The 24,370-nt window shown below is 60.2% G+C and carries 20 protein-coding genes, 1 other RNA gene and 1 pseudogene (1 of these 22 running past the window's edge); 5 read left to right on the top strand and 17 right to left on the bottom strand.

All coding sequences use genetic code 11. The features are described 5' to 3' along the window. The 4 genes and pseudogenes from GJA_RS17590 to ubiD form a co-directional block, all read right to left on the bottom strand. Positions 1-1,140: pseudogene (locus tag GJA_RS17590) on the bottom strand (DNA polymerase III subunit gamma/tau) (it extends 954 nt beyond the left edge of the window). 233 nt (positions 1,141-1,373) lie between these two features. Continuing rightward, positions 1,374-1,472: signal recognition particle sRNA small type (gene ffs, locus GJA_RS26855), an RNA gene on the bottom strand. A 100-nt stretch (positions 1,473-1,572) separates the two neighbouring features. Further along, on the bottom strand, positions 1,573-3,207 hold the full coding sequence (locus tag GJA_RS17595) for a methyl-accepting chemotaxis protein (protein WP_038494714.1): 1,635 nt from the start codon (positions 3,205-3,207) through the stop codon (positions 1,573-1,575). A gap of 283 nt (positions 3,208-3,490) precedes the next feature. Then, positions 3,491-4,975: a 4-hydroxy-3-polyprenylbenzoate decarboxylase gene (gene ubiD / locus GJA_RS17600; protein WP_038494716.1), complete on the bottom strand. Its 1,485-nt coding sequence runs from the start codon at positions 4,973-4,975 to the stop codon at positions 3,491-3,493. 479 nt (positions 4,976-5,454) lie between these two features. On the opposite strand from ubiD, the gene GJA_RS17605 reads away from it, so the two are divergent. Continuing rightward, the gene (locus GJA_RS17605; RefSeq protein ID WP_038494719.1) at positions 5,455-6,360 is read left to right on the top strand and encodes a transglycosylase SLT domain-containing protein; all 906 of its coding nucleotides are present in this window, start codon (positions 5,455-5,457) and stop codon (positions 6,358-6,360) included. Positions 6,361-6,531: 171 nt separating this feature from the next. Here the strand turns inward: GJA_RS17605 and nusB are convergent, their stop codons facing one another. Beyond that, positions 6,532-7,002, bottom strand: coding sequence for a transcription antitermination factor NusB (gene nusB, locus GJA_RS17610; RefSeq protein ID WP_038494722.1), 471 nt, complete (start codon positions 7,000-7,002; stop codon positions 6,532-6,534). Between the two features lie 91 nt (positions 7,003-7,093). Next, a complete protein-coding gene (ribH, locus tag GJA_RS17615; protein ID WP_038494725.1) occupies positions 7,094-7,579 on the bottom strand; it encodes a 6,7-dimethyl-8-ribityllumazine synthase in 486 nt (161 codons plus the stop codon). 333 nt (positions 7,580-7,912) lie between these two features. On the opposite strand from ribH, the gene GJA_RS17620 reads away from it, so the two are divergent. Next, on the top strand, positions 7,913-8,338 hold the full coding sequence (locus GJA_RS17620; protein ID WP_038494728.1) for an OsmC family protein: 426 nt from the start codon (positions 7,913-7,915) through the stop codon (positions 8,336-8,338). A gap of 75 nt (positions 8,339-8,413) precedes the next feature. Here GJA_RS17620 and GJA_RS17625 read toward each other — a convergent pair whose 3' ends face one another. The 3 genes from GJA_RS17625 to GJA_RS17635 all read right to left on the bottom strand — a co-directional run bounded on the left by GJA_RS17625 (position 8,414) and on the right by GJA_RS17635 (position 12,840). Next, on the bottom strand, positions 8,414-10,270 hold the full coding sequence (locus tag GJA_RS17625; RefSeq protein WP_038494731.1) for a DEAD/DEAH box helicase: 1,857 nt from the start codon (positions 10,268-10,270) through the stop codon (positions 8,414-8,416). Positions 10,271-10,435: 165 nt separating this feature from the next. Beyond that, complete coding sequence (locus GJA_RS17630) at positions 10,436-11,566, bottom strand: hypothetical protein (RefSeq protein WP_038494735.1); 1,131 nt, start codon at positions 11,564-11,566, stop codon at positions 10,436-10,438. A gap of 221 nt (positions 11,567-11,787) precedes the next feature. After that, positions 11,788-12,840, bottom strand: a complete 1,053-nt coding sequence (locus GJA_RS17635; RefSeq protein WP_038494738.1) for an esterase/lipase family protein — start codon at positions 12,838-12,840, stop codon at positions 11,788-11,790. Positions 12,841-13,116: 276 nt separating this feature from the next. Between GJA_RS17635 and GJA_RS17640 the strand changes: the two genes are divergently transcribed. The 3 genes from GJA_RS17640 to GJA_RS17650 all read left to right on the top strand — a co-directional run bounded on the left by GJA_RS17640 (position 13,117) and on the right by GJA_RS17650 (position 15,557). Continuing rightward, positions 13,117-13,935 (top strand): helix-turn-helix transcriptional regulator, encoded by an 819-nt coding sequence (locus tag GJA_RS17640; RefSeq protein ID WP_038500274.1) that lies wholly within the window; start codon positions 13,117-13,119, stop codon positions 13,933-13,935. Positions 13,936-14,053: 118 nt separating this feature from the next. Continuing rightward, a complete protein-coding gene (locus GJA_RS17645) occupies positions 14,054-14,959 on the top strand; it encodes a PhzF family phenazine biosynthesis protein (RefSeq protein ID WP_038494741.1) in 906 nt (301 codons plus the stop codon). A gap of 16 nt (positions 14,960-14,975) precedes the next feature. Next, entirely contained in the window at positions 14,976-15,557 is a 582-nt protein-coding gene (locus GJA_RS17650) for a RidA family protein (RefSeq protein WP_167541132.1), read from the top strand. Positions 15,558-15,677: 120 nt separating this feature from the next. On the opposite strand, the gene GJA_RS26305 is transcribed toward GJA_RS17650, so the two are convergent. The 8 genes from GJA_RS26305 to GJA_RS17685 all read right to left on the bottom strand — a co-directional run bounded on the left by GJA_RS26305 (position 15,678) and on the right by GJA_RS17685 (position 24,364). Continuing rightward, positions 15,678-16,520 carry a helix-turn-helix transcriptional regulator gene (locus GJA_RS26305; RefSeq protein WP_169803247.1) on the bottom strand — a complete coding sequence of 281 codons (843 nt, stop codon included), beginning with the start codon at positions 16,518-16,520 and terminating at the stop codon, positions 15,678-15,680. Between the two features lie 106 nt (positions 16,521-16,626). Further along, positions 16,627-16,764 (bottom strand): hypothetical protein, encoded by a 138-nt coding sequence (locus GJA_RS28005; protein WP_206778345.1) that lies wholly within the window; start codon positions 16,762-16,764, stop codon positions 16,627-16,629. 144 nt (positions 16,765-16,908) lie between these two features. Then, entirely contained in the window at positions 16,909-17,541 is a 633-nt protein-coding gene (locus GJA_RS17660; protein WP_038494744.1) for a riboflavin synthase, read from the bottom strand. Positions 17,542-17,553: 12 nt separating this feature from the next. Beyond that, complete coding sequence (gene ribD, locus GJA_RS17665) at positions 17,554-18,624, bottom strand: bifunctional diaminohydroxyphosphoribosylaminopyrimidine deaminase/5-amino-6-(5-phosphoribosylamino)uracil reductase RibD (protein ID WP_038494747.1); 1,071 nt, start codon at positions 18,622-18,624, stop codon at positions 17,554-17,556. A gap of 64 nt (positions 18,625-18,688) precedes the next feature. Further along, positions 18,689-19,249: a GspH/FimT family pseudopilin gene (locus GJA_RS17670; protein ID WP_038500282.1), complete on the bottom strand. Its 561-nt coding sequence runs from the start codon at positions 19,247-19,249 to the stop codon at positions 18,689-18,691. Continuing rightward, on the bottom strand, positions 19,246-19,692 hold the full coding sequence (locus tag GJA_RS17675; protein ID WP_081905648.1) for a type IV pilin protein: 447 nt from the start codon (positions 19,690-19,692) through the stop codon (positions 19,246-19,248). The genes GJA_RS17670 and GJA_RS17675 overlap by 4 nt, the downstream gene beginning before the upstream one ends. Before the next feature lie 14 nt (positions 19,693-19,706). Continuing rightward, positions 19,707-23,681 (bottom strand): pilus assembly protein, encoded by a 3,975-nt coding sequence (locus GJA_RS17680; protein ID WP_081905471.1) that lies wholly within the window; start codon positions 23,679-23,681, stop codon positions 19,707-19,709. Further along, entirely contained in the window at positions 23,678-24,364 is a 687-nt protein-coding gene (locus tag GJA_RS17685) for a pilus assembly PilX family protein (RefSeq protein WP_081905649.1), read from the bottom strand. The genes GJA_RS17680 and GJA_RS17685 overlap by 4 nt, the downstream gene beginning before the upstream one ends. Between the last annotated feature and the right edge of the window lie 6 nt (positions 24,365-24,370).

The raw sequence follows: 24,370 nt of genomic DNA on the forward strand, positions 1-24,370 counted from the left end.
CGCGGCCGGTGCGCCGGCCGGCACGCCTTCGGCGCCGCCGTTACCGGGGCGAAAGGCCAGCATGCGCAGCAAGGTCATCGAAAAACCGGCGTATTCATCCGGCGCCAGGCCCAGTTCATTGCGGCCATGCACGGCGATCTGATAATACAGCTGCACTTCCTCGGCATCGAAACTGGCGGCCAGGCGCACGATGTCGGCGTATTCCGGCAAGTCGGCCGGCACCGCCGCCGGCACGGTTTGCGCCAGCGCGATGCGGTGCAGCAAGGTACCCAAGTCTTGCAGCGCATTGTTATACGACAGGCTGCGGCTGGCCATTTCATCGGCCACGGCCAGCAAGTCGGTGCCGTCCTGCTTCTCCAGCGCATCGAGCAAGCGCACCAGGTACGATTGGTCCAGCGCGCCCAGCATGCCTTGCACCGCATCGAGCGTCACTTCGCCGGCCGCATAGGCGATCGCCTGGTCGGTCAGCGACAGCGCGTCGCGCATCGAACCGTGCGCGCCCTGCGCCAGCAGGCGCAGCGCCGGCTGTTCAAAGGCGATGCCTTCCTGGCCGAGGATATTGTCCAGGTGGCTGATGATATGGCCCGGCGGCATTTGCTTGAGGTTGAATTGCAGGCAGCGCGACAAGACCGTTACCGGGATCTTTTGCGGATCGGTGGTGGCCAGGATGAACTTGACATGTTCCGGCGGCTCTTCCAGCGTCTTCAGCATCGAGTTGAAGGCGTGGTTGGTCAGCATATGCACCTCATCGATCATATACACCTTGAAACGGGCATTCGACGGCGCGTACACCGCCTGTTCCAGCAATTGCGCCATTTCATCGACGCCACGGTTCGACGCGGCATCCATCTCTATATAGTCGACAAAACGCCCGGCGTCGATCGCGCTGCACGCCTCGCATACGCCGCACGGGGTGGCGGTGATGCCGCCCGTGCCGTCCGGACCGATGCAATTGAGCGATTTCGCCAGAATCCGCGACAGCGTGGTCTTGCCGACGCCGCGCGTACCGGTGAACAGGTAGGCGTGATGCAGGCGGCCGCTGTGCAGCGCATGCGTCAGCGCGCGCACGACGTGCTCCTGGCCGACGAGCGTCTCGAAATTCTTGGGGCGGTATTTACGGGCGAGGACTTGATAGGACATGCTGAGATTTTACCGTAGATAGCGGGTGATGCGGTGAAACGCGCAAGCGCCGGGTCAAAGCGGCCGCTACGACAGGGCCGCGAAACGGCGATTGTAACAAGCCGGGCAACAGAATAGGGAAATCGCGCGCAGCATTGTGCGAATGCAACTGATTGACGATGAAAACAGGGAACAAGGACGCAGCTTGCCGGCGCAAGAGAGGAACAGCACTGGAACGACAGGAAACAATCGAAAGAGGCGAGCCTGATCTGCGGCACTCATGGTTAATAGCCGTGGCTGCTTCGTTCCCGACCTGACCAGGTTAGCCATGCCACGATGCGCAGGGGCCCGCCGGCTGCAATTATAACCGACCTGGCCGATTCTGTGGGCCTAATCGCCATACTGTCCCCGGCCATCGGCCACGCGCCGCGGCCGGCCGGGGATAGCCGACGCTTAAAACTCTTCCCAGCGATCGCCGCCCGCCGGGATGCGGACCGGCGCCGGCGCGGCGATCCGCGCCTTGACTGTCAGCTGCGCCGGGCCGGACACGCCGCCCAGCTTGAACACGCTGACCACTTGCGCCAGCTGGCCGGCCTGCTCCTGCATCGCTTCGGCGGCGGCCGACGCCTGCTCCACCAGCGCCGCGTTTTGCTGGGTCACCTGGTCCATCTCGGTAATGGCCTGGTTGACTTGTTCGATGCCGGCGCTTTGCTCTTCGCTGGCATGGCTGATTTCACGCATGATGCCGGTCACGAAGCCGATGCTCTGGACAATTTCCTGCATGGTCCGGCCAGCCTTGTCGACCAGGCTGGAACCGGTAGCGACCTGGTGCACCGAATCGTCGATCAAGCCCTTGATTTCCTTGGCCGCCGCCGACGAGCGGTGCGCCAGGTTGCGCACTTCGGTGGCGACCACCGCAAAACCACGGCCCTGCTCGCCGGCCCGCGCCGCTTCGACCGCCGCGTTCAAGGCCAGGATATTAGTCTGGAAGGCAATGCTGTCGATCACGCTGATGATATCGACGATCTTGCGCGACGATGCATTGATCGAGCCCATGGTGTTAACCACCTCGGCCACCACCGCGCCGCCCTGCCCGGCGATCTCGGCCGCGTCCTGCGCCAGCTGGTTGGCGCGCCGCGCATTGTCGACGTTTTGCCGGACGGTCGAGGTCAGCTGTTCCATCGACGAAGCGGTCTCTTCCAGCGAACTGGCTTGCTGTTCGGTACGCGCCGACAAGTCCTGGTTACCGGCGGCAATCTCACCAGACGCGGTGGCCATGCTGTCGGTGCCGCTGCGCACCTGGCCGACGATCTTGACCAGGCTATCGTTCATGACTTTCAGCGCCTGCATCAATTGCCCGGTTTCATCACGGCTGGCGACCGTGATATCGCTGCTCAAGTCGCCGGCCGACACGGTTTCCGCCACTTTGACGGCCTGCGCCAGCGGCCCGGTGATCGAGCGCGTGATCCAGAACGCAAAACCGATGCCGAAGGCAATCGCCAGCAAGCCCAGCGCCACTAATATGATGCGCGTGTTTTGATACGAGGCCAGGATGCTGTCGGCCACGCCATCGCCGGTTTTCATTTGCGCATCGGCCAATTGATTGATCGCAGCCAAATACTCGGTCGCCCTGGGCATGAAGCTGGTGTCAAACAGATGCCGGCCCTGCTCCTTGTCGCCGGCGCGCACCGCCTTGGTCAGTTGCTCGCGCGCTTCTGTATACACGATGCGGTGCCGCACCACGGTGTCGAACTTATCCTTGACCATCGGATTGATCAAGCCGGCGCCTATCTGCTGCTGCAACTCACCCAGGCGCACCAGGGCCTGCTCGACTTGCAGTTCGAATTTTTGTTGATCGGCGGAATCGGCCGCTTTCGACATCGCTTCGACGCGCGTGACATTGACTTCGATCAGCTTGGCCCATTCGGCGACCAGGCGCTGGTTCTTGATGCTGCTGTTGACCAGCCGCGACGTCAAGTCGCCGGCGGCCTGCATGCGCATCAGGCCGAGCACGGTCAGCGCAGCCAGCAATAACAACACCACGGCGTAGCCCACACCGAGCCGTGTACCGATTTTCAAGTTTTTCATGTGCCGAATTCCATACAAATGCATACAGTGATGGCCGGCCGGCAAAAGACCGGCACGAACCAGAGTCGCCCGCGACGGCGCGCCCTCTTGGCGGGACGCGCCGCTGGCCAGCGGGCGCAGGTGACGGCAGGCCGGGACCGCGCGCAAGGCGCGCGGCAAGCTGCCGGTTGGCGGGTGGAACAATGCTATCCACTTGACGCTGGCAGTATAACATTTCACCTGAGAATGATTTTTTCAGGGAAATAAAACCAGCCCAAGATGCAAGTCCTTATTTTATTGACACTTACAAACCCAGCTCTTGCCAGATGTTATCCACGCGCGCCTTCACTTCCGCCGTCATGGTAATGGTGGTGCCCCACTCGCGGTTGGTTTCACCGGGCCACTTATTGGTGGCGTCGATGCCCATCTTGCTGCCCAGGCCGCTGATCGGCGACGCGAAATCGAGGTAGTCGATCGGTGTGTTGTCGACCAGCGTGGTATCGCGGATCGGATCGACGCGGGTGGTGATGGCCCAGATCACTTCTTTCCAGTCGCGGATATTGACGTCTTCATCGACCACCACGATGAACTTGGTATACATGAACTGGCGCAAGAAACTCCACACGCCGAACATCACGCGCTTGGCGTGGCCGGCATATTGCTTCTTGATTTGCACCACCGCCATCCGATAGCTGCAACCTTCCGGCGGCAAATAAAAATCGGTGATTTCGCTGAACTGCTTTTGCAGCAAGGGTACGAACACTTCATTCAGGGCCAGGCCCAGCACGGCCGGCTCATCCGGCGGTTTGCCGGTATACGTCGAGTGATAAATCGGGTCGCGCCGCATGGTGATGCGGTCGATGGTGAACACCGGGAAAGAGTCCTGCTCATTGTAATAACCGGTGTGGTCGCCGTACGGCCCTTCCAGCGCATGTTCGTAACCGCTGGGATGATTTTCATCCGGATAAATATGGCCTTCGAGCACGATTTCAGCCGAGGCCGGTACCCGCAACTCGCTGCCGATGGCCTTGACCAGCTCGGTACGGCTGCCGCGCAGCAAGCCGGCGAACTGGTATTCGGACAAGCTGTCCGGCACCGGCGTCACCGCGCCTAATATAGTAGCGGGATCGGCGCCCAGCGCGACGGCGATCGGATACGGCTTGCCCTTGCTCTGGATCGCGTGCTCGCGGAAGTCCAGCGCGCCGCCGCGGTGCGCCAGCCAGCGCATGATGACCTTGTTGCGTCCTAATACTTGTTGCCGGTAAATCCCCAGGTTTTGGCGCTTCTTGTTCGGCCCCTTGGTAATCACCAGGCCCCAGGTGATCAGCGGCGCGATATCGCCCGGCCAGCAATGCTGGATCGGCAGCCTGGCCAGATCGACATCATTGCCTTCCCAGACGATTTCCTGGCACGGCGCGCCGCGCGTTTCCTTCGGCGACATATCCCACACCGCCTTCACCAGCGCACCGAGGCCCAGCAAATCCTTGAAGTCCTTCGGCGGTTCCGGCTCCTTCAGGCGCGCCAGCACATGGCCGATCTTGCGCAATTCGCTGACGTCTTGCGCGCCCATGCCGAGCGCCACCCGGCGCGGCGTGCCGAACAGATTACCCAGCACCGGCATGGTGTGGCCGGCCGGATTCTGGAACAGCAAGGCCGGTCCGCCGGCCCGCAAAGTACGGTCGCAGACCTCGGTCATCTCCAAATACGGTGAAATGGGCGTGGAAATAGGCTTAAGTTCGCCAATTCGTTGCAACTGAGAAATAAAATCTCGCAAATCAGAATATTTCATGTGTATTTAATTTTTTTGACTGTGGACGGCATGGCTGAAAGATCTAGGCCAAGTAATTGATTTTATTGGCTTTTGGTGCAATGCAAGATAAAAAGTAAGACATAAAAGTAATAAAGAAACGAAGTGTTAGTATTGACTTGATATAAACTGGCTTCTACAATTTGCCCAACTTGAAGAGGACGCCCGGCCCAAGGCTTGGAACCAGGCTTGATTTTAACGTCACTCATCATTCACGGAGTCGGGGCTCCACATGGCATTTTAAGGAGTGTTTTCAAAAGGCGTCTGCCTTACCCCCGAAAAAAGTTGTATTGCGACTGATCCAATACCACAGGGACCGATCAGCTCAAGCAAGCAATGACGGCGTCTGCCGCGCGCACCTTTGCGGCGACAGACGATGATATTTCTGATGCACGGCATTGGCGATCCACGCTGCGTAACCGCGGCGGGAGGCTCCTTGCCGCGACATTTCAGGGGATTCTATGACAAATCGTTTCATCGAAGCAGCGATGCATGCTTCAACCCTGGCCCGCCAGCCAGCCGCGCTGCTTTCTCGCGCGCGCACTTCGGCCCGTGGTGTATTGACCACGGCGCAACACACGCTGACTATTTTTGGTATTTCCGCGCTTGCCTTGATCGCCCTGCTGCTGGCCCGTCCAGACCTGGGCAAGCAAATCAGCCACAGCCTGTTTCCGCAACCGGTGGCAGAGACGCCGGTAACGGCACCATCGCTGTCGGCCTTGATGGATGCACCCGCCACGGCGCAAAACGCCGCAGCCAATGGCGCGCCGCTGACCAAGGAAGAAAAAGCCTTGCTCGGCACGCAAAAGCAGCAGCAGTGGGTAACGTCCTGGTTGTCGAAACGCTACCGCGTAGCGAATGATGCCACCAATATGCTGGTCTCGACCGCTTACCTGACGGCACGCGAGATCAAACTCGATCCGCTGCTGATCCTGGCCGTGATGGCGATCGAATCGGGCTTGAACCCGTTCGCGGAAAGCCCGGTCGGCGCGCAAGGCTTGATGCAAGTCATGTCGAAAGTGCACCACGAAAAATTCCAGGACATGGGCGGCGTACAAGCGGCCTTGAATCCAGTGGCCAACATCCGTGTCGGTTCGCTGATCTTGAAGGATTACGTGACCCGTGGCGGTTCGGTCGAAGCCGGCTTGAAGACCTATGTCGGCGCGGCAGCCTTTGAAAACGATTCGGGCTACGGCTCGCGCGTGCTGGCTGAATACCGTCGCCTGAAACAAGTGTCGGCCGGTAAAATGGTACCAACCAGCTCGCCAGTAATGGCCGCCGCGGCGCCAGCACCGGCAGCTGTCAAGGAAGCAGCCGCCCCAGCCATCAAACTGGCGGCGCACCACGAGGAAATCGCCGGCCTGTAATGACTCTCATATATACAGGCATGCGCCGTCAGCGGCGCTGTTGAAAAGCCACCCAGGGTGCATACCGGCGGTGGCTTTTTTCATGCCTGGTCCATATTTGCAGCAGCAACAAAAAAGCCACCGCGGCTTGCGCCGGGTGGCTTCAAAACGGCGGCACAGCCCGCGGGCAGTTTATCCGCGCTTGGCGCCCGCCGCTTCTTCCGGGCGCAATTTGGCGGCCAGCTTGTCCAGCACGCCATTGACATACTTGTGGCCGTCGATACCGCCAAACGACTTGGCCAGCTCGACCGCTTCGTTGATGACGACGCGGTAAGGGATTTCCAGGTTGTTCTTCAACTCGAAGGCGCCCAGCAGCAGGATGCCATGCTCGATCGGCGACAATTCGGCGATGTTGCGGTCGATCAATGGCGCAACGGCTTCGCGCAATGCCACCGAATCCTTGATCGCACCGTACAGCAAGACGCCGAAATGTTCGGCGTCGGCCTTGTCGAAACCGTGCGCGGCGCGAATATGATTCACGACGGTGGCCGCGTCTTCATTGTTAAGCAGCCACTGATACAAGCCCTGCAGCGCAAACTCGCGCGCGCGGTGACGCGGCGTGCGGTTTTTGCTTGGGTTGGCGAGCAAATTTTTCTCTGTCATGATATTTCCGTACCTGTTCTTAATTACATGTGTTCACTACAAATTCCGGCCAGCCGGCCGCCAGCGCCGATGACGCGCGGCCGGCGCGGTATTACTCTTCTTCGCCGGCGTCGCGCAATTCTTCCAGCGCTTGCGCCAGGTTCGCCATTTCCACCGCCACGCGGGCGGCTTCCGCGCCCTTGACCGACATGCGCACTTCCGCTTGCTCGTCGTTTTCGGTCGTCAATACCGCGTTGGCGATCGGGATGCCGCAATCGAGGCCGACCCGGGTGATGCCCGCACCGACTTCGTTCGACACCAGTTCAAAATGGTAAGTTTCGCCGCGGATCACCGCGCCCAGCGCGATCAAGGCGTCGAATTGATTGGTTTCAGCCATTTTTTGCAACACCAGCGGGATTTCCAGCGCGCCCGGCACGGTCACGTGCAGCACGTCTTCATCGGCCACGCCGAGTTTGCTCAATTCAGCCAGGCAAGCCGACAACAGGCCATGACAAACGACTTCGTTAAAACGCGCCTGGACGACGCCTACGCGCAAACCGTCGCCGGCAAAATTTGTTTCGTATGTTCCTACGGTCATGACGAGCCTCTTCAATATGGGGTAATTTCCTGCCATCGGCGGCAGCACTTGGTTGCGCGGCTAGTGGTTCAGCGCTGGCAGAGCAATCGCGCCGCTTGCTTGTGACGGGTGCCGCGTCTGCCGATTTCCTGCATTTTTTCTCTAACCTGCTATTTTAAAGGATTTAACGATTCCCAACTGCATTTAACGCGCTATTCGGCCAACTTGCCCAACGTGGCGCCGTCAAACTTGCAAATCGCATAAGATGACTGCGCTATCAGTTTCATGACAAGCCCGGATGGCCTACGCCATGCCGCGCATTCCTGGTTCGCTATCTACACGCAGGAGTTCTCTATGAAAACAAATGGATCGGCCGTCTGGTCAGGCGGCATCAAGGATGGCAAGGGCGCCATCAGCACCCAAAGCGGCGCCATCAAGGATTACCCCTATGGCTTTGCCAGCCGCTTTGAAGGCAAGCCCGGCACCAATCCCGAAGAATTGATCGGCGCGGCGCACGCCGGCTGCTTCACGATGGCGCTGTCGCTGATCCTCGGCGAAGCCGGGCTGACCGCCGAAAAAATGGAAACCAAGGCCGAAGTCACGCTGGACAAGGTGACCGACGGTTATGCGATTACCGCAGTGCACCTGAGCCTGCAAGCCAAAATCCCCGGCGCCGACCAGGCCAGATTCGACGAATTGACCGCCAAGGCCAAGGCCGGCTGCCCGGTATCGAAATTACTGAACGCCACCATTACGCTGGACGCCAGGCTGCTGTCCTGACGCCTGCCGGCCGGAGACGCATAAACGACACGCGATGCTCCGGCCCATATCGCACGATCGCGCGCATAGCGTCACTTACAAGCCATGCAAGACCGCCATCGCCTTTTGCATCTTGTCCGCCAATACCGACGCGTCGCCATGGGTCATGACCAGTTGCTGGGTGGCCCTGGTCATCGCGACATATAACAGCCGTACTTCGTCTTGCACATCGTCGCTCGCCGCTAGGGTACCCATGCCCGGGATGCATACCAGCGGAAACTCCAATCCCTTGCTGCTGTGAAGGGTCATCAACTTGACGCTGTTATGGGTCGACGAATATGCACTCTTCTTGTCCAATTGCGATTGAAAAGGAATGCCTTTGCTTTTCAACACACCGGCCAAGTCCTGGCCGACGGCATAACGCCGGCATAAGATCGCCATCTCGTTCCATGGCACGCCAGCACGGTTTTCCTCGCTCAATACTTGCGCCAGATAGCCGGCTTCGTCGCTCAGGCTGGGCAGTTTGCGCAAGATCGGCTTGGGGCCGCGCCTGCCGGTACTGATCGGCTGCACGGTCGGCGCCTGGTCTTCCTCGGTATCGTTGGGCGACAACAAATCATCAGCAAAAGCACGCGCAACGGACAGGATTTCTGCAGTATTACGATAATTCAATTTCAAAATCGTGGTCCTGCCTTGCGCTTTGACGCCGACACTGGAAAATGAAAACCGCAGCTTTTTAGGGCCGTTGTAAATCGACTGGGCATCGTCGTACAGCACCAGCAGTGAATTCGATTCCGGATGAATCATTTTCACGACCAATTTAAACCATTCGGGCTTGAAGTCATGCCCCTCATCGATCAGTATCGCATCATATTGCGCCGATGGAATCACACCCTGGTCGACGGCATCGATGGTGCTATCGACACAGCCGTCGAAATATTGCTCCCAAGCCTTGCTGTCCCACGAATTGGCCGGTTTTTCCGGCCTGTTCGCCTGGTAAGCGCTGAGTTTCTGGCTGCACCATGCATGAAAAGTCAATACATGGACTTTTTCTTGCAGCCCTTTCGCTTTGATGGAATCCGCCAGCTTACTGACCAGCATTTTGTTATAGCAAAGGATCAAGATCGGACGCTGGCAAATCTTTGCCAGATACTCGGCACGATAAGCAAGGATCAGCGTCTTGCCGGAACCTGCTACGCCATGGATGACACGGTGGCCGTCGCCCAAGCTGCGGGCCAATTGCTCTTGCTGTAAATCCATGACGCGCAAGATATCCGGGATCTCTGTCATTACCTGGCCGGATTCCGAAAATAAATCCTGCTGCATCGGAATACGAACTTCCGGAAAAATATGCCAACGAACTCGATCCATTTGCGCTTCCGACAAACGCGAACGTGATTTAACCGGCATCATATCGACCAGCCGCTGCTCGAATACGGCAGCGTCGGCACTCTCCGTCATTTCATTCTGACAAATCACCAAATGCGGCGGCAAGATGTCTCCCATGCCGGCATCGTCAAATTGCTTGCGACTAATATTACTGAGCACAACTCCATGGCCATAAGGAAAGATTGGTTTTCCCTTTGAAGTACCATTTTGGAGTATCAACGTCGGATCGCGCTCCAATTTATTAGTCACTTTAAACATGAAGTCGCGGGCCTGTTCCAGAGGATTCTGGACGCTTTTCAGGGCGCCATCGACTGCCAGGGTGACATGGTTTTTATCGATCGTCTGAATCGTATCAAGCTTCCAGTCCTTTACTTCCAGTACCAGCAAACCACACACGGGATGGAAAACAATAAAGTCGGGGTGCCGGGTCTTATCGCCAATGGACACGTCATACCAGCATAAATACTCAGCACCCAGCTTTTCTTCCAGCCGATAAGCAAAGCGCTTTTCCCCTGGCATCATACGAGAAAGACAGGAATGAATGCCCGGAATAAGAGTTGCCACTATTTCTCCAAAACCAATTTCAAGATCGGGCCAGTATATCCCCGACAAGGGGAATATAATTCTCAAAATCAATAATTGAATCCATAAAGCAACAGATAATCCAGATAAATCCACTGCGCCATGCAATCTGTCCCGATATTGGAAAATTCGTCACAATAGTCAGATTCAACGCTCGGCTATCGGCGTCACGGGCTTGACCGGCGTGACCGCCTCGACCGGCGTCACGGCCGGCTTTTGCGGATGGGCGCCAGCCGGCTGGCGCCCTGTCAATGCCGGATTCAGCGCCGCATTATTCAAATGGTAGGCGGCAATCGCCGCCGCGATGGCCGGATCTTGCGATGAGGGTGGATTGGCGCTCAATGGCTGTGGTTCAACCGTTTCCGGCGCCGGATTCTGGCTCGCCTGCACCTCGTCGGCCAAGCCCTGCGCCCGCGCCGTTGCGGCTTGTGCGGCTTGTGCGGCTTGTTGCGCCGCAGTCGCGGCCGCCCGCGCTGCTACCGCTTCCGCCGCGGCAGCGTCGGCTTGCTGCTGCAAGCCGGTCTGGACATCGCTTTGCCGCTGCTGCCTTGGCATTTCAGCCAAGGTATCCAGGCGTTCTTGCTGCGCAAGCTGCACCTGCTCTTCCGGCGTGGCCTGAGTCAATGCCTGGGTATCGATCTGGCGCTGCACTTCCTGCTGGCGCTGGATTTGCGCATCGCTTTGCGGCGCCGCCGGTGAATTTGCCACATCGGCGCGCTCTGGCGTAGCGGGCTGATCAGGAGTAGCGTCGATCGCGGCAGCCCCCTCCGACGCCTGATCGGCATTCAGTTCGACTGCAGGCGTCAGCGCGGCGGCTACCCGCGTCAATAAATCTGTGGTTTGCAGCAATACCGATAGCGTGCCGTCGCGGTCGGTCTCGAACGCCGCTTGCAGCAGCGGCGGGTTGACTGCCGGCTCAGCCTGCAAATCGATGCCGATGCCGGCCAAGGCCGTTTGATTCAAGGCCGGTCCGCTATCGGGCGCCGTTTCTTGCGGCTGAGAAAGTTGGGCAAATTCGCTGGCCAGCGTGTCATCCTGCTTGGCCGGTAGCGGCAATCGGGTGGTGCCGATGCCATTGCTGCGCAACTGGATCAAGGAATCCGCCAATTGCTGTGCCAGCGCCGTCAGGCTGGCCGCGTCGTCCTGCGGATTGGCAGTGGTCGCGGCCGGGTCGGGATTGCCGCCCTGCAACGCTAGCAATTGCCTGCGCGATAATGCCAAGCCGGATAACATTTGCCCCAGCGGTGAAATATCGACCAGCGACGAGGCTTGCGGCAAGATGGAGGGAGCTGGTGCAGTGGCGGGCGCGCTAGCCGGGGTGACGACGGGAGTATTGGCGACTCTGGTAGCGCCGGGCACCGTTGCGGGCATTGTTGCCGATGACGTAAAAGGAGAGACCGGATCCATGGCTGACCTCTTTTGCTTCTGAATGGCATGATTATGCGCGTGCGACAAGCCGCGCCGCGCACGATAGGCTGGCGATGGATGATCAGCGGCGCTCAGTGGGCGCTTGCGGCCTTGTCGAGCAAGGAAAACCCTGCGTGCCGCAGAAATTGCAGCACGGTCAGCACCACTTCATCCTCTTCGCTGGCACACTGGACGATATCGCTGTGGCCGGCGCCGAGTATCGGCACGGCGGCCGGGTCCAGTCCGCGCGCATCATTGACGGAAACAATGGCGTCGGCGGTGCCGAAGATGCTGCGCACCTTGCAACAGGCCGGCACATTGCTGCGCACCCATTGATCCCACTGGATATTCAATTCAAACAAGACCGATGAGTTCGGCGACAACTCATCGAGCTGCACCGACTTCAAGCCGGGAATTTGCCGGCCCAGCGAGGCCAGCACCGCGCCATTATGTGGAGAGGCAATAAAAGTGATGCCGCGTACCTGGCGTTCAAAACCACCACCCGGCAACTCGCCTTGCAGCAACATCAAGCGCCGCACCACGATACCACCCATGCTGTGGGCGATAAAAGCGATCTTGCGGCCGGCCTCGGCCTTGCGCCCGGTCCAATTATCGAGGCTGCGCGCGACAAAATAAATCGATGGACTGTGCTTCCACCACGAAGAAGCATAAGGAAACACGGCAACCTCGCAATCGACCAGCTGTTCCAGGTAGTGGGGCAGCTTGCCGAAAGAGTTGCCATCGCCATTCCATCCATGCACCAGCACCGCCAGCGGCTTTTGCTCCGTGGCAGCACTGCTTTGCGGAAGATGCACTGTCAGTTCCAGACTGGCGGCAATCTTGCTGACGCCATGTTTTTCCAGGAAAGCTTGCAAGCGCTCGACTTCCGGCGAATGGTAGTCATCGGACATGGCGCCATACAGCGCCAGCAAGCGGCCGACGGCAACAGCATCCAGGTCGCCCTGGAAAATGACGCAGCCGGGCCGGAAGCTGAGATTGAGCATGTCTTCTGGCAAGCAACCGGTCAGCAGCGACAAATCGTCGATGAAACTGCGCCGCTCCTCCTCGTCAAATAGTGCGAACATGCGCCGCATGACGACGGTGATGGTGCGCGTATCCGGTATTGCCTGAGCCACTTGCGGCATGTGTCAGCTCCCCCATAAACGCCGAAAGCCTGCGATCCCTGTCGTAACAGCATAGGACAGGCAGTACCAGGCAGCCCATCTATCGTGACCAAGGCCGGTTCGCATCAACAAACCATGCCTTAATATCGTTTTACTCTCTTTTAAGGGAACTTTGATGAGGTGCCACCACCACGGGGCAGCAGCGCGCAGCAGTGAGCAAACCAGGCATGATGGTAAACTGCAGGTCTTCCCATGACGACCGCGTACGCCCGACAGCCACCCATTTGACGGAAAATGATGATACACCGTTCACACAAACTCAGCGCCATGCTGCCCGATGTGCTGCGCTGCGAATCCAACGACAGCGATGGTTATGCGCAAGACTGGCATGCCCACGATTGCCATATGTTATTGCTGCCGCGTCATGGCAGCCTGTCGCTGGCGACCGAAAACAGCCATGGCCGGACGCTATTGTCGAACCTGTCGTTTTCGATCATCGTGCCCGATGTCGGCCATGCCACTTGCGCGCGCGGCCGCGCCAGCCATCTTGCGCTGTATATCGACCCAGACTATCTGCGGCATTACGGAAACAGCCAGCGCGGCATGGACCTGGTTTCCGCCATCGCCGGGCATGGCCAGTGGCGGCGCAGCCAGATCCTGGACAGCATCATCACGCTGCACCAGCAGCTATCGGCCGCGGATCACACTGCCAGCCAGCATCACCTGAACCATCTGCTGTTCGAAGAATGCATGCGCATCGTCGCCAGCCATCCAGCCGTCCCCCCCGGAAAAGACCGCTCAAATACCTGGCTGATCGGGCAAGTCTGCGACTTTATCAGCGCCGACCTGCAAGCGCATCACGAGATTGACGAACTGTGCCGGCAATTCCACCTGTCGCGGCGGCATTTGACCCGATTGTTCCGTGCAGTCAGGCAGGAAACCATCGTCGACTACGCCAACCGGCAACGGGTCGAGCAAGCCCGGCGCTTGATACTCGACCACGGCATGTCGATCCTGGATGCCGGCCTCAGCGTCGGCATCGATACGCCGTCTTACCTGACCCGGCTGTTCCGCAAGCATCTCGGTGTGCGGCCCAGCGAATTGCGCCGCAACTAAGCCTTATCTCCACAACAATTGGCGCAATCGTCGCAGTCCATGGCCCGATCGTGCCAGCAACACCGGCGCCGCCGCATCACACTGATGGCATCTCCATCAGCAAGCAGGCAAGATCATCATGTTCCACGTAGAAGTAGTCAATGTGTTTACCTCCGCGGCCGGCGGCGGCAACCCGGCCCCCATCATCATCGACGCCGAAGGCTTGAGCGAAGACGGCATGCAAATGATCGCGCAAAGCTACGGCCACGAAAGCGGCTTTGTCTTTGCGCCCGAGAATGCCGAACTGAACGACCATCGCTTCCGTTTTTTCGTGCCGCGCCATGAAATGAGCATGTGCGGCCACGCCACCATCGGCGCCGTCTGGCTGTTGGCGAAACGCGGCAAGCTGACCTCGGACCGGCTATCGATCCAGACCCTCAGCGGCACCGTGATGGCGTACATGGAAGACCGGCCCGATGGCGAAAAGTCGATCGAGATATCGCAGCCGCCCGGCACCATCAGCGAGATTCCCCATCCCGAGCTGCGCCAGCAAATCATCCGCGCGATGGGCTTGCGGCCGGAAGACGTGCTCGACCTGCCGTTCCTGAATGCCAGCACCAGCCGCATCAAGACCTTGATCCCGCTGAGAAATCCAGCCGTGCTCGACGCCGCCATCCCCGATTCGCCCGCCATCGAACAGCTGTGCGAGGCGATCGGCTCGACCGGTTTTTATCCATTTGCCGCCGATCCCGGCCAGGCCCGTCAATTCGATGCGCGCCAATTCCCGAAGTCTTCCGGTTATCCGGAAGACGCCGCCACCGGCATCGCCGCCACCGCGCTGGCCTTCGGACTGCTGCATTACGGCATGATCGAACTCAACGCGGCTCCGGTGCTGATCCACCAGGGCCGCGCCATGGGACAGCCATCGGATATCTTCGTGCGCTTCGAGCTGGCGCCAGAATCGCCGTCGCAGCCGGTCGGCTGCTTTGTCGGCGGCACGGTGGCGCTGTCGGCAATTGCTCATGCGGGAGCCAGCGATGAATAAACCCCTGGATAAACCCATGACTGCATCCATGCCCGGAGATTCGCCAGGCCGCCAGTGGATGCCGCTGCACGAAGTGAGCGAGCCGTTCCGTTCGCGCTTGCTGGAAATGTATCCCGACTTGCCTGCCAGCCATGTGCAGCCGCTGCATTTTGAATTGAGCCGGATATCAGGCGGCGGCGCCGGGCAGCAATTGTGGATCTCCGGCCAGGTGCCGCGCTTCGGTCCGCAAGTCCGCTACCAGGGCGTGGTCGGGCAGGATATTTCGATCGACATGGCGCGCGATGCGGCACGCCTGGCGCTGGCCAATTTGCTGTCGATTATCGCCGCGGCCTGCGATGGCGACCTGGGACGGGTCGAGCGTGTAGTGCGCCTGACCGCTTATATCAGGGGCACAGCCGATTTCGGCGAACATTCCAGCGTCATCGACGCGGCGTCGGAAATATTGAATGCCGTATTTGGCGAACGCGGCCGCCATGTACGCTCGGCAATTGGCGTGTTTTCGCTGCCGAACCGCGCTTCGGTCGAACTGGAATGCGTGGTGCAACTTAGAACCTGTCCCAGTAGAGAATATGAGCCGCCATCCGGCGACGCTCCCTAATCGGATAGGTTCTTGCTGCCGCTTGAATAGTCTTGCGCATAACAAGGCGTGCACCGCTTGCGCATCCTCCACCGGCCCGGAATGCATGCCGAAGGAATGAACGCGGCGCAGTGACCGTGCTTACAGCAATGCCGACGGCGGTACGCCGAAACTGTGCTTGAACAAACGCGTCAAATGGGCATGATCGGCAAAGCCGCACAGGCGCGCCACTTCGCCGACCGGCTGCTTGCTGCGCAATAATGCCAGCGCGCGCACCAGCCGGCGCTGTATCACAAAGGCATGCGGCGTGGTGCCCACGGTATTGCGGAATGCGCGCGAAAAGTGGAATTTGCTGGTGCCGGCGATATCCGCCAGCGTGCTCAAACGCAAATCCTGGCCCAGGTTTTCTTCAATGAAATCGGCAACCCGGCGCGCCTTGAACGGCGCCAGGCCTTCCTTTTCGATATTGGCGGCATGGCCGGCCAGCGTGGTGTAGGCCAGCAATAGCCGGCGCAATATCGCTACGCGTAATTGATCAAAGTACAGTTGTCCGCCTGACAGGCCATGGTCGATGCCCGCCTCATGGGCACGCGCCAGCCGGTCCAGCGCCAGATCGCCGCGATAACCGCGCTTGAACTCGCCGCCTGAAAATCCGGGGAAATATTCCGCCAGCCGCTGCGCCAGGAAATCTTGCGAAATCGTGACATGAAGAAACCTGTTCGGGCCGACGCCAGCCGGATGCACCAATTCATCCGGATACAATAATTGCAAGGCGCCGGGCGGACACAGGCCGTTTTGCGGTACGCCGTTGAACTCGCCGCTCTGGCGATGCGCCTTGGCCTGCAAATAGAATTGATAACTGCCGGTCGCTTCGGCACGCTCCGCCACCCAGTCGCGCGGGTTCAGGCGTTGCCGGTCAGAAAACACCAGCCCCGGCTCTTCTTGCCACAGGCCATTGCGCCGTTCGCCCGTTTGATCGGGCAAGACTGACTCGGCGGAAACAAGCAAGGCGGTATTCATATAATTCAAGCAAGATGATAGTGGGAGTCCCGGAGCTAGCGCCCGCCCCCATTCTCGGTCAAATTATCGGTCAAAACATGGTATTGGTGTTTTTCGACGTTTCCGGCGGCGCCTGGATACGATCCCGGTGTTCGACGATCTTGCCATTTTCCAGGCGGAAGATTTCCCCGACAGCCAGGCCGCGCTCTTGCGGGAAGCGCTTTAGCAAGTCATCTTGTCGGGGACAAACACCGATATTAATGGCGCGTTGCATGTCACAACGCAGCCAGGATTAACTATGCGCACGTTTATTCAAGCGCGGCAAGCGGAACAAGCCATCTTGCCGGCTGCCGGCAAGATGGCATCAGCGAACTTATTTCGCGGTGGTCAACGACAGCATACGCTCGACATAACGGGCGATCAAGTCGATTTCCAGGTTGACTTTGGCGCCGACGAGCAGGTTTTTCAGCGTGGTCATGGCGATGGTGTGCGGGATCAGGTTGATCGAAAAACGGCACCCCTGCGCCGCGCCGGCACCCAGGTCATCGACCCGGTTGACCGTCAGCGACACGCCGTTGACGACGATGGAACCCTTCAATGCCAGGTATTTTGCCAGCTCTTGCGGCGCCTCGATGACCAGCTCCCACGATTCGCCGACGGCTTCGAACTTGTGCACCAGGCCGAGGCCGTCAACATGGCCGGACACCAGGTGGCCGCCGAGGCGTTCGGCCAGCGTCAGCGCTTTTTCAAGGTTGACTTCGGTGGTGGTGTCCAGGCCGACCGTGCAATTCAAGCTTTCGCGCGAGACGTCGACGCGGAAACCGTTGTCGTCCTTTTCGACCACCGTCATGCACGCGCCATTGATGGCGATCGAATCGCCCAGCGCAACGTCGCCCAGCGACAAGCCGCCGGCGTGGATATCGAGACGCACGCCCGCGTCCAGGCCGCCTGCCAGCGGCGTGACCGAGCTGATTTTGCCAACGGCAGCAACAATTCCAGTAAACATGTAATACCGATCTTATAAAGTAGTGAATCTGGCAAGGATACGCAAATCTTCACCGATTTGCTTAACCTCATGAAATTTCAATGGATACTTGCCGTCCAGTGCACTGAGCGCAGGCAGCGCGAACATGCCTTGCCCGTCGCCGATCAGCGATGGCGCCAGGTAGACCAGCAATTCATCGACGCAACCTTCGCGTATCAGCGAACCGTTCAATTTGGAACCGGCTTCGACGTGCAATTCATTGATCTGGCGCCGCCCCAGTTCCAGCATCAGTTGCGGCAAATCGACCTTGCCAGAGGCGTTCGGCAACAGGATGATGTCGGCGCCCACTGCGCGCAGCGCGGCTTCCTTTTCAGGATCGGCGACGGCGGCGACGATCCAGGTGCCGCCGCCCTGCAAGATGCGGGCCGACGGGCTGATATCAAGCCGGCTGTCGACCACGATGCGGCGCGGCTGGCGCGGCGTGTCGACCGCGCGCACCGTCAATTGCGGATCGTCGGCCTTGACGGTGCCGATGCCGGTCAGGATCGCGCACGTGCGGGCGCGCCACGCGTGACCGTCGGCGCGCGCTGCGGGACCGGTGATCCACTGGCTTTGTCCATTGTGCAAGGCGCTGATGCCATCCAGGCTGGCCGCCGCTTTCAGGCGCACCCACGGTTTGCCGCGCTGCATGCGCGAAAAAAAGCCGATATTCAATTCATATGCCTCATCGGCCAGCAAGCCGGTGGACGTGGCGATGCCCGCCGCTTCCAGCGTGGCCATGCCCTGCCCGGCGACCAGCGGATTCGGATCCAGCATCGCGGCGACCACCCGGCCCAGGCCGGCGCGTACCAGGGCTTGTGAACACGGCGGCGTGCGGCCAAAGTGGTTGCACGGTTCCAGCGTCACATACGCGGTGGCGCCGCGCACATCGAAACCACGCGCCCTGGCGTCGGCCAGCGCCTGGATTTCGGCATGGTTTTGCCCGGCTGGCTGGGTCACGCCGGCGCCGATCACCAGGCCGTCCTTGACAATCACGGCGCCGATACGCGGATTCGGCGACGTCGTATACAAGCCTTGATGCGCCCATTCCAGCGCCAGGCGCATGCCCTCTAAATCATTCAGTATTTGCACGGATATCTTTACAAAGTGATGTAATAGTCTGTGGATCTCAACTCTCGGCGACGCCGCTGCAGGTGGCAGGGGTTTCCTGCGGATCGCAGACGCGAACCCGGCCCAGCATATTAATTTTAATATGCCGCGCGCGCTTTCCCAACACCACCGACAAGGTGCCCCAGCGCGCCGCCATGCTATTGTTTGCGCTGCAACTGCGGCCAGCACCATTATAGGCAATATAAAAAGGCGCGTGTCCCGACGAAAAAACCGAACTGATTGTTATCCCGGACGCCACCGGTCCTTGCTGGACAATCAATTCGTCTGCGTCGTCGAACACACTATTGCCATTGCGATCGGCAAAAATCACCCAGCCCTGGCTCCAATCGACGCCGCCAGGATCAAGCGGCATCAGCATCACCCGGCTGCCGCGCGCGATTGCCAGCGAGCGGGTCAGGTCGATGGCGGCAAATAAATCATTGGTGGTGGTGCGCAATTGCTGGCGCGCCACCATGTCGCGCATGCTGAGCGTGCCCGCCGCGCCCAGTACGGCGGCGATCAGCAGCACCACCATCAGCTCAAGCAACGTAAATCCTTGGTTTTGGCTGATGGTTTTCATGGCCAGCAACGTTTGGCTTTGCCGCCGGCTGCATGCCGGCCAGTGCTGCTGAGTATCAAGGTGCCGCAATCGGCATCGCGGAAATTCTCGTCGACATGGATGGTGCCGGGCATCGCCCGCAATTCCACGCATAAGGCAATCACCTCGCCGGGGCAGGCCACGCCCTCTATTTCATAGGCACTCTGCGCTGCGCTGGCGCCCGACCACCACTGGAACATCTTTTCATGCGGCTCGGTCGATGCGGAAGAAAATGCCAGATAACTGTTATTTTGTGAAAAATAACGCTCTTGCTGCTGCATTAACTGCAATAAAGCCGCTTGCCCCTGCGCCCGCTTGCCGCGCACGATATAGGCTTGATAGGACGGATAGGCCAGCGCCGCCAGGATGCCGATGATCAGCAGTGCGACCATCAGTTCGATCAAGGTAAAACCGTGTTGTCGCATCACCTGCTCCATCATCATTTTTTGGCGGCATCGTGTAACTCGCGCCAATTGGCGACTTCACGCCAGCTCAGGCGCTTGGCGGGAAGCGACAGGCTGGCGCCCCGGACCAGGCTGCCGGGAACGTCCTTGCCGGCGGCAATTGCCAGATCCGGATGAATCACCAGCAACTCCTTGCGCACAGCAGCGCGACCGGTGGCGCCGCGAACGCCGACGCTGGCCGCCATTTCCCATACCAGCGGCGCGCTGCGGATTTCGCTGGCAAACAAGTGACCACTGACTCCCCCGCTTTGTGCGATACCGCTGTCATTGACGGCAAATCCGCTCAGGCTGTCGAGGCTGTAGCTGCGCGCAGTGGCAGCCAGGCAAGGATCGCGGCCCGGCAATACCGTAGTAAAAAACACCTTGCCGGATGCCAGCGTGGCATCGACGACACTGCGTTCGCCGCTCAAGTTCCCCTGCGCGAAATCCAGATACCAGCCCTTGCTGGCCGCAGGTCCGGTGTGAGCGGCCACTTCACCGACTATGCCGACGCTGGGATCGTCCGCTGCGCCGGACAAGATCCGCTCGCTCAACTCGGCGCGTCCGCTGACGACCACCTTGTCTTTCAGCAAGTCGTGGATCGCATAAAACGACTGCGTGCTGAAGGTTGACGGCACGGCATCGTCCGCCTCGATCCACTGACCGGTGCCGAACAGCACCAGATAACCGCCGCCGGGCACATACACTACCTTCGGCTGCTGGCTGATCGGCTGGCGCTTGCCGCTGGTATCGCGCGCGACAAACAGCGGTTTCTTTCCAGCCCCGGGGCCGACGCTCTCGCTCCATGGCGGATTGCCGCTGAAGTCGATGCGCCACAGATTGCCTTGCAAATCGCCGACATAGCCATAACGCACGGCGCCATCCATGCCGGCCACCAAGGCGGGCGGACCGATGCCATTGGCGCTGCCGCTGTCGGACAAGGGGATGGCCAGCTTGTAATAATTGACACCCGCTTGCCATTTGGCGGCGGCCGGCTTGTCCAGCGCCAGCAAGAACAAGGCGCCCGCCGCGCCATGGACAAACCGCCCCTTGCCATCGTCGACATAATTGTTCAAGCCGCTGCTGACCACCGCAAAATAACGGTATTGCGGAATGCCATCCCTACTGCCGATACGGAACTTGGCAATCGCCGGCGGCGCCATCAGGTTGCCGATGGCGGCGTCGTCCAGGTCGGTGAACTCCCACAAGGCGCCGTCCGCCTCGAAGTGATCGGGATCGGTCACGTCCAGGGCAAATACGCCTTGTCCGCCGGCGCCCATGCCGGACACCAAGATAGTACGCCAACGCCCCGCCACCAGCGCTTCGCCGACGCCAGCCGAACCATCCGCATAAGGCCGCCCGGCATAGTGAGTGCTGGCTAACTCATTGATATCGGCCAGCAGCGCATTCGGCAAGTAAGCAAGCACTTCGACGCCCGACGCCGCATCGAAGCCGTGCAACATGCCGTCGCCCATGCCGAGATATACCATCTTGCGGCGTAATTGATAACTTGCATGAAAGGCGGTGTATTCAGCGCCGCCGATAGCGGCCGATGGTGCGCCGACATAGAGCGGCGCACCATCGGCCGCCGCGCCGAGGATGCCGTCACGGCGGCGCAAGATACCGCCCGGCTGTCCGGCTTCAAGGCCGCGCTCGCCGCGCAGATACGCCAGCCGCTGTCGCCCCCATCCATCAGGCGTCCGTGCCTTCGGTTCATCCAGCGCCGGCGGCACATCCAGCAAGGCGCGCTGGTCGGCGGATAGCCGCTCCCATTCGAACGGTACGGTGGCCGGTGTGGCCGATTTGTCCAGCGTGTAGATGCGGCGCTCATGCGCTGCCGGCTTGCCGGCCAGCGGCGGCACACTGCCGGCATCGCCATCCAGCATGGCGCCGGCATCCCATAAGCGCTTGCCCACATGCAAACCAGCGGCATCCAGGCTGGCCGCCAGGCGCAGCAGGCTGCCGCTGTGATTGGCGCTATCGAATTCGGTCTGGAACAGATACGTGTCTTCGCCAGCCTTGGGCGCCGCGATCAGGGTGCGGGCCGGTTTGCGGCCGGATGCCGCCCCCATTGCCGCGCCGGCAAAGACCGAGCGGATCGCGGCGATCAGCGCGACCGGCTCGCTGCCCAGGAAATAAGACCCGGGGTCCAGTCCAGCGCCGCTCCATTCGGCATTGTTGTCGAGTGGAGGACCGGCAACGGAAGCCGTCGTACGGAAAGGATTGCCATCCAGGTTGCGGTCATCAAAAGCGCCGTACTTCGCCATCAGATACAGCTGGCTGTCGCGCGGTTTGATGCCGCGCGGATTGGCAGCGCCAGGCACGCCATTGCCGCCGCGATCGAGGTCGATCACGGCATTGTCGACACGAAAGGTTTTGTCGGGACGAATGGCATTGGCGTGCGCCCAGTAGGCCAGCCCGGCCGCATAATAAGTACCGCGCCCTGCCTCGCCGGTGTTTTGCCGCTCCAGTCCGGACAAGCCGGGCCGCGCGGCATGGTTGCCGTACTTGCCCGACATGTCCGCCTCCATGTCGCCGATGCGACGGGTCCATTCCATCACGTCCAGCGGTGCCGGGCCAAAACTGTCGCCGGCCCGCGCCGCATCCAGATAATCGCTGCGGCTATTGCCCGGCACGTAACGGTCTTCCACGGTATGCGTGTTGGCAATCGTCACGATCAGATGGCGCTGGCAAGCCGCCGTGACCGGGTCGCTCCAATGTGTCATGACCGGAAAGCCGGCATCGTCGGATAACACCGGGCTGCCGGCGCTGGGCTGGCGGCCTTGCAGGTAACGCAGGCTCTCATAGTACAGTTCGCTGAGCGGGTCGGCATTCTTGTACCGCCCCGGCTGTTCCGGCGATCCGCGTCCCAGCGTATTCACATAACGTATCACGCCTCCTGGAGCCGCCGACAAGACGCCGCTGTCGGCGCTCCACTCGGGTGTGCCGTTGGGTGCGGCGATAAAGTCGGGGCCGTCAAATTTTTTCTGACCGATATACGCCAGCGGCGCCCGCAACGCGCCGCCATACAGGTTGGGATCGCCGGCGCCATGGCCGGTCAGGTACGAAAACAGGCCAATCCGCAATGTCGCCGCATGCTGCTGGATGCTGCCGGCCGGTTTGTAACTCTTGCCCTTCCTGTAGGGCACGCATAAATCCATCCGCGCCAATCCTTCGATGGCGTCGCATACGCTGACACGCACCAGGTATTCGCCGAAATACTTGTCGCTGCGCGCAGGCACGCTGGCTTTCGGCAAGAACCTCGGCGTATCGCAATTGCCGCCATCGGCCGAATCGCTGAACAGGATGCGGTTGCGGCAAGACACGATGTACAGCAGCGGCGTATCGAACGGCGTCACCCGCGACGGTGCACTGCCGGTTCCGATACCGCTGCCGGTCCCGGTCCCGGCAGCCGCCAGCACCTTGCGCGGGAAATACCGTGGATGGGCGTAAAAGTCGGGATTGACCTTGCCATCCGGCAGCCACGCGCGTTGCAATACGGTACGGCCCGCTTCATCGATGACACGGTCGCCGCCAGTCAGGCCATAGCGCAGGATATCCAGCACCGAGCTACTGGCCCAGTTCATGAAATTGCCGCTGAAGCTAGTGCCGCCGCATTCATGCAGCGCGTCGGCCGGACCCGCGATCGAAAAGTAAGCGGTCGCGTCGGCCAGGTCCGGTTCCTTGACTGCACTTCCAGCCCGGTGTTTCATCGGGTAGCGATAACACATGGCGGCATTAAAGTAGCCGAGATATTCCTTGCCGCGGTCGTAATCGTCAGCACCGGGATACGCCGCCGCAACCGCCGCATGCGTCAGCGACAGGTCGATCAGCAGATTCGGCGGCACGCGGCTGGCTGGCAAGCCCGGCGGGATGGCGGCGATGTCGACCGGTGGCGTGGCGGCAGCCGCCGGCATCGCCCAAGAACTGAACAGAAAGCTTGCAAAGAGGCACAGTGAACAACGTTTCATTTGGCCACTCCATGCGCGGTGTGCTTGCGATAAAAACTTTGCAGCACCACCTGGCTGCTGCTACGCGCACCGAATCCAACCGCCGTGACCCGGTAACAATAACTGGGCTCCAGGCCCGCTTCCTCGCCCTCGCGGTGGTAAGGCACCAGTTCGATGATGTAGCGCGGCAGTTTGAACGGTTGAAAACCTGCGCCGGTCGGCATGGTCGCGCCGGTGAATTTTCCGTAAGGCACGGATTTGATATCGCCGCTCTCGTCCGCGAAATCGATGCGTTGCCATACCGGCGGCTCGCCATCGGCGGCGCGCAGGCACAGGCCCAGATTGGCGCTGCCGGCTCCGCTGCCGCAACCGTCGACAAACGCCAGCGCGCTATCGGGCGCAAACAGCGCGCCGCGTCCCCCCTTGGCGGACCTGCCTTCGATATCGTTTTCCGCATCCATCAACGCTTCCTCCGCCGCTTGCAAGGCAATCTGCCGGTCGCGCTCGCCGCGCGCCGCCTTTTCCCCCTGTAACGCCAATTGCGCCGCCGACGCACCCATCAGCAATACCGCGATCAGCACGAACAAGGAAAACACCAGCGCCACGCCGCGCTGCCGACAAACATGATCGTGACGGGCGGGGCGCACTTTTTTCTCCAGCGGGTAAGTAGGTCTTAATAAATTATTGCGATTTTTGACTTCCATACGCGG

The organism is Janthinobacterium agaricidamnosum NBRC 102515 = DSM 9628 (assembly GCF_000723165.1).
Taxonomy (GTDB): Bacteria; Pseudomonadota; Gammaproteobacteria; order Burkholderiales; family Burkholderiaceae_D; genus Janthinobacterium; species Janthinobacterium agaricidamnosum.

Coding starts and splice junctions, on each gene's coding strand:
- GJA_RS17595 (WP_038494714.1), bottom strand. CDS start 3,207: ATGAAAAACTTGAAAATCGGTACACGGCTCGGTGTGGGCTACGCCGTG.
- ubiD (WP_038494716.1), bottom strand. CDS start 4,975: ATGAAATATTCTGATTTGCGAGATTTTATTTCTCAGTTGCAACGAATT.
- GJA_RS17605 (WP_038494719.1), top strand. CDS start 5,455: ATGACAAATCGTTTCATCGAAGCAGCGATGCATGCTTCAACCCTGGCC.
- nusB (WP_038494722.1), bottom strand. CDS start 7,002: ATGACAGAGAAAAATTTGCTCGCCAACCCAAGCAAAAACCGCACGCCG.
- ribH (WP_038494725.1), bottom strand. CDS start 7,579: ATGACCGTAGGAACATACGAAACAAATTTTGCCGGCGACGGTTTGCGC.
- GJA_RS17620 (WP_038494728.1), top strand. CDS start 7,913: ATGAAAACAAATGGATCGGCCGTCTGGTCAGGCGGCATCAAGGATGGC.
- GJA_RS17635 (WP_038494738.1), bottom strand. CDS start 12,840: ATGCCGCAAGTGGCTCAGGCAATACCGGATACGCGCACCATCACCGTC.
- GJA_RS17640 (WP_038500274.1), top strand. CDS start 13,117: ATGATACACCGTTCACACAAACTCAGCGCCATGCTGCCCGATGTGCTG.
- GJA_RS17645 (WP_038494741.1), top strand. CDS start 14,054: ATGTTCCACGTAGAAGTAGTCAATGTGTTTACCTCCGCGGCCGGCGGC.
- GJA_RS17650 (WP_167541132.1), top strand. CDS start 14,976: ATGACTGCATCCATGCCCGGAGATTCGCCAGGCCGCCAGTGGATGCCG.
- GJA_RS17660 (WP_038494744.1), bottom strand. CDS start 17,541: ATGTTTACTGGAATTGTTGCTGCCGTTGGCAAAATCAGCTCGGTCACG.
- ribD (WP_038494747.1), bottom strand. CDS start 18,624: ATGCGCCTGGCGCTGGAATGGGCGCATCAAGGCTTGTATACGACGTCG.
- GJA_RS17670 (WP_038500282.1), bottom strand. CDS start 19,249: ATGAAAACCATCAGCCAAAACCAAGGATTTACGTTGCTTGAGCTGATG.
- GJA_RS17675 (WP_081905648.1), bottom strand. CDS start 19,692: ATGCGACAACACGGTTTTACCTTGATCGAACTGATGGTCGCACTGCTG.
- GJA_RS17680 (WP_081905471.1), bottom strand. CDS start 23,681: ATGAAACGTTGTTCACTGTGCCTCTTTGCAAGCTTTCTGTTCAGTTCT.
- GJA_RS17685 (WP_081905649.1), bottom strand. CDS start 24,364: ATGGAAGTCAAAAATCGCAATAATTTATTAAGACCTACTTACCCGCTG.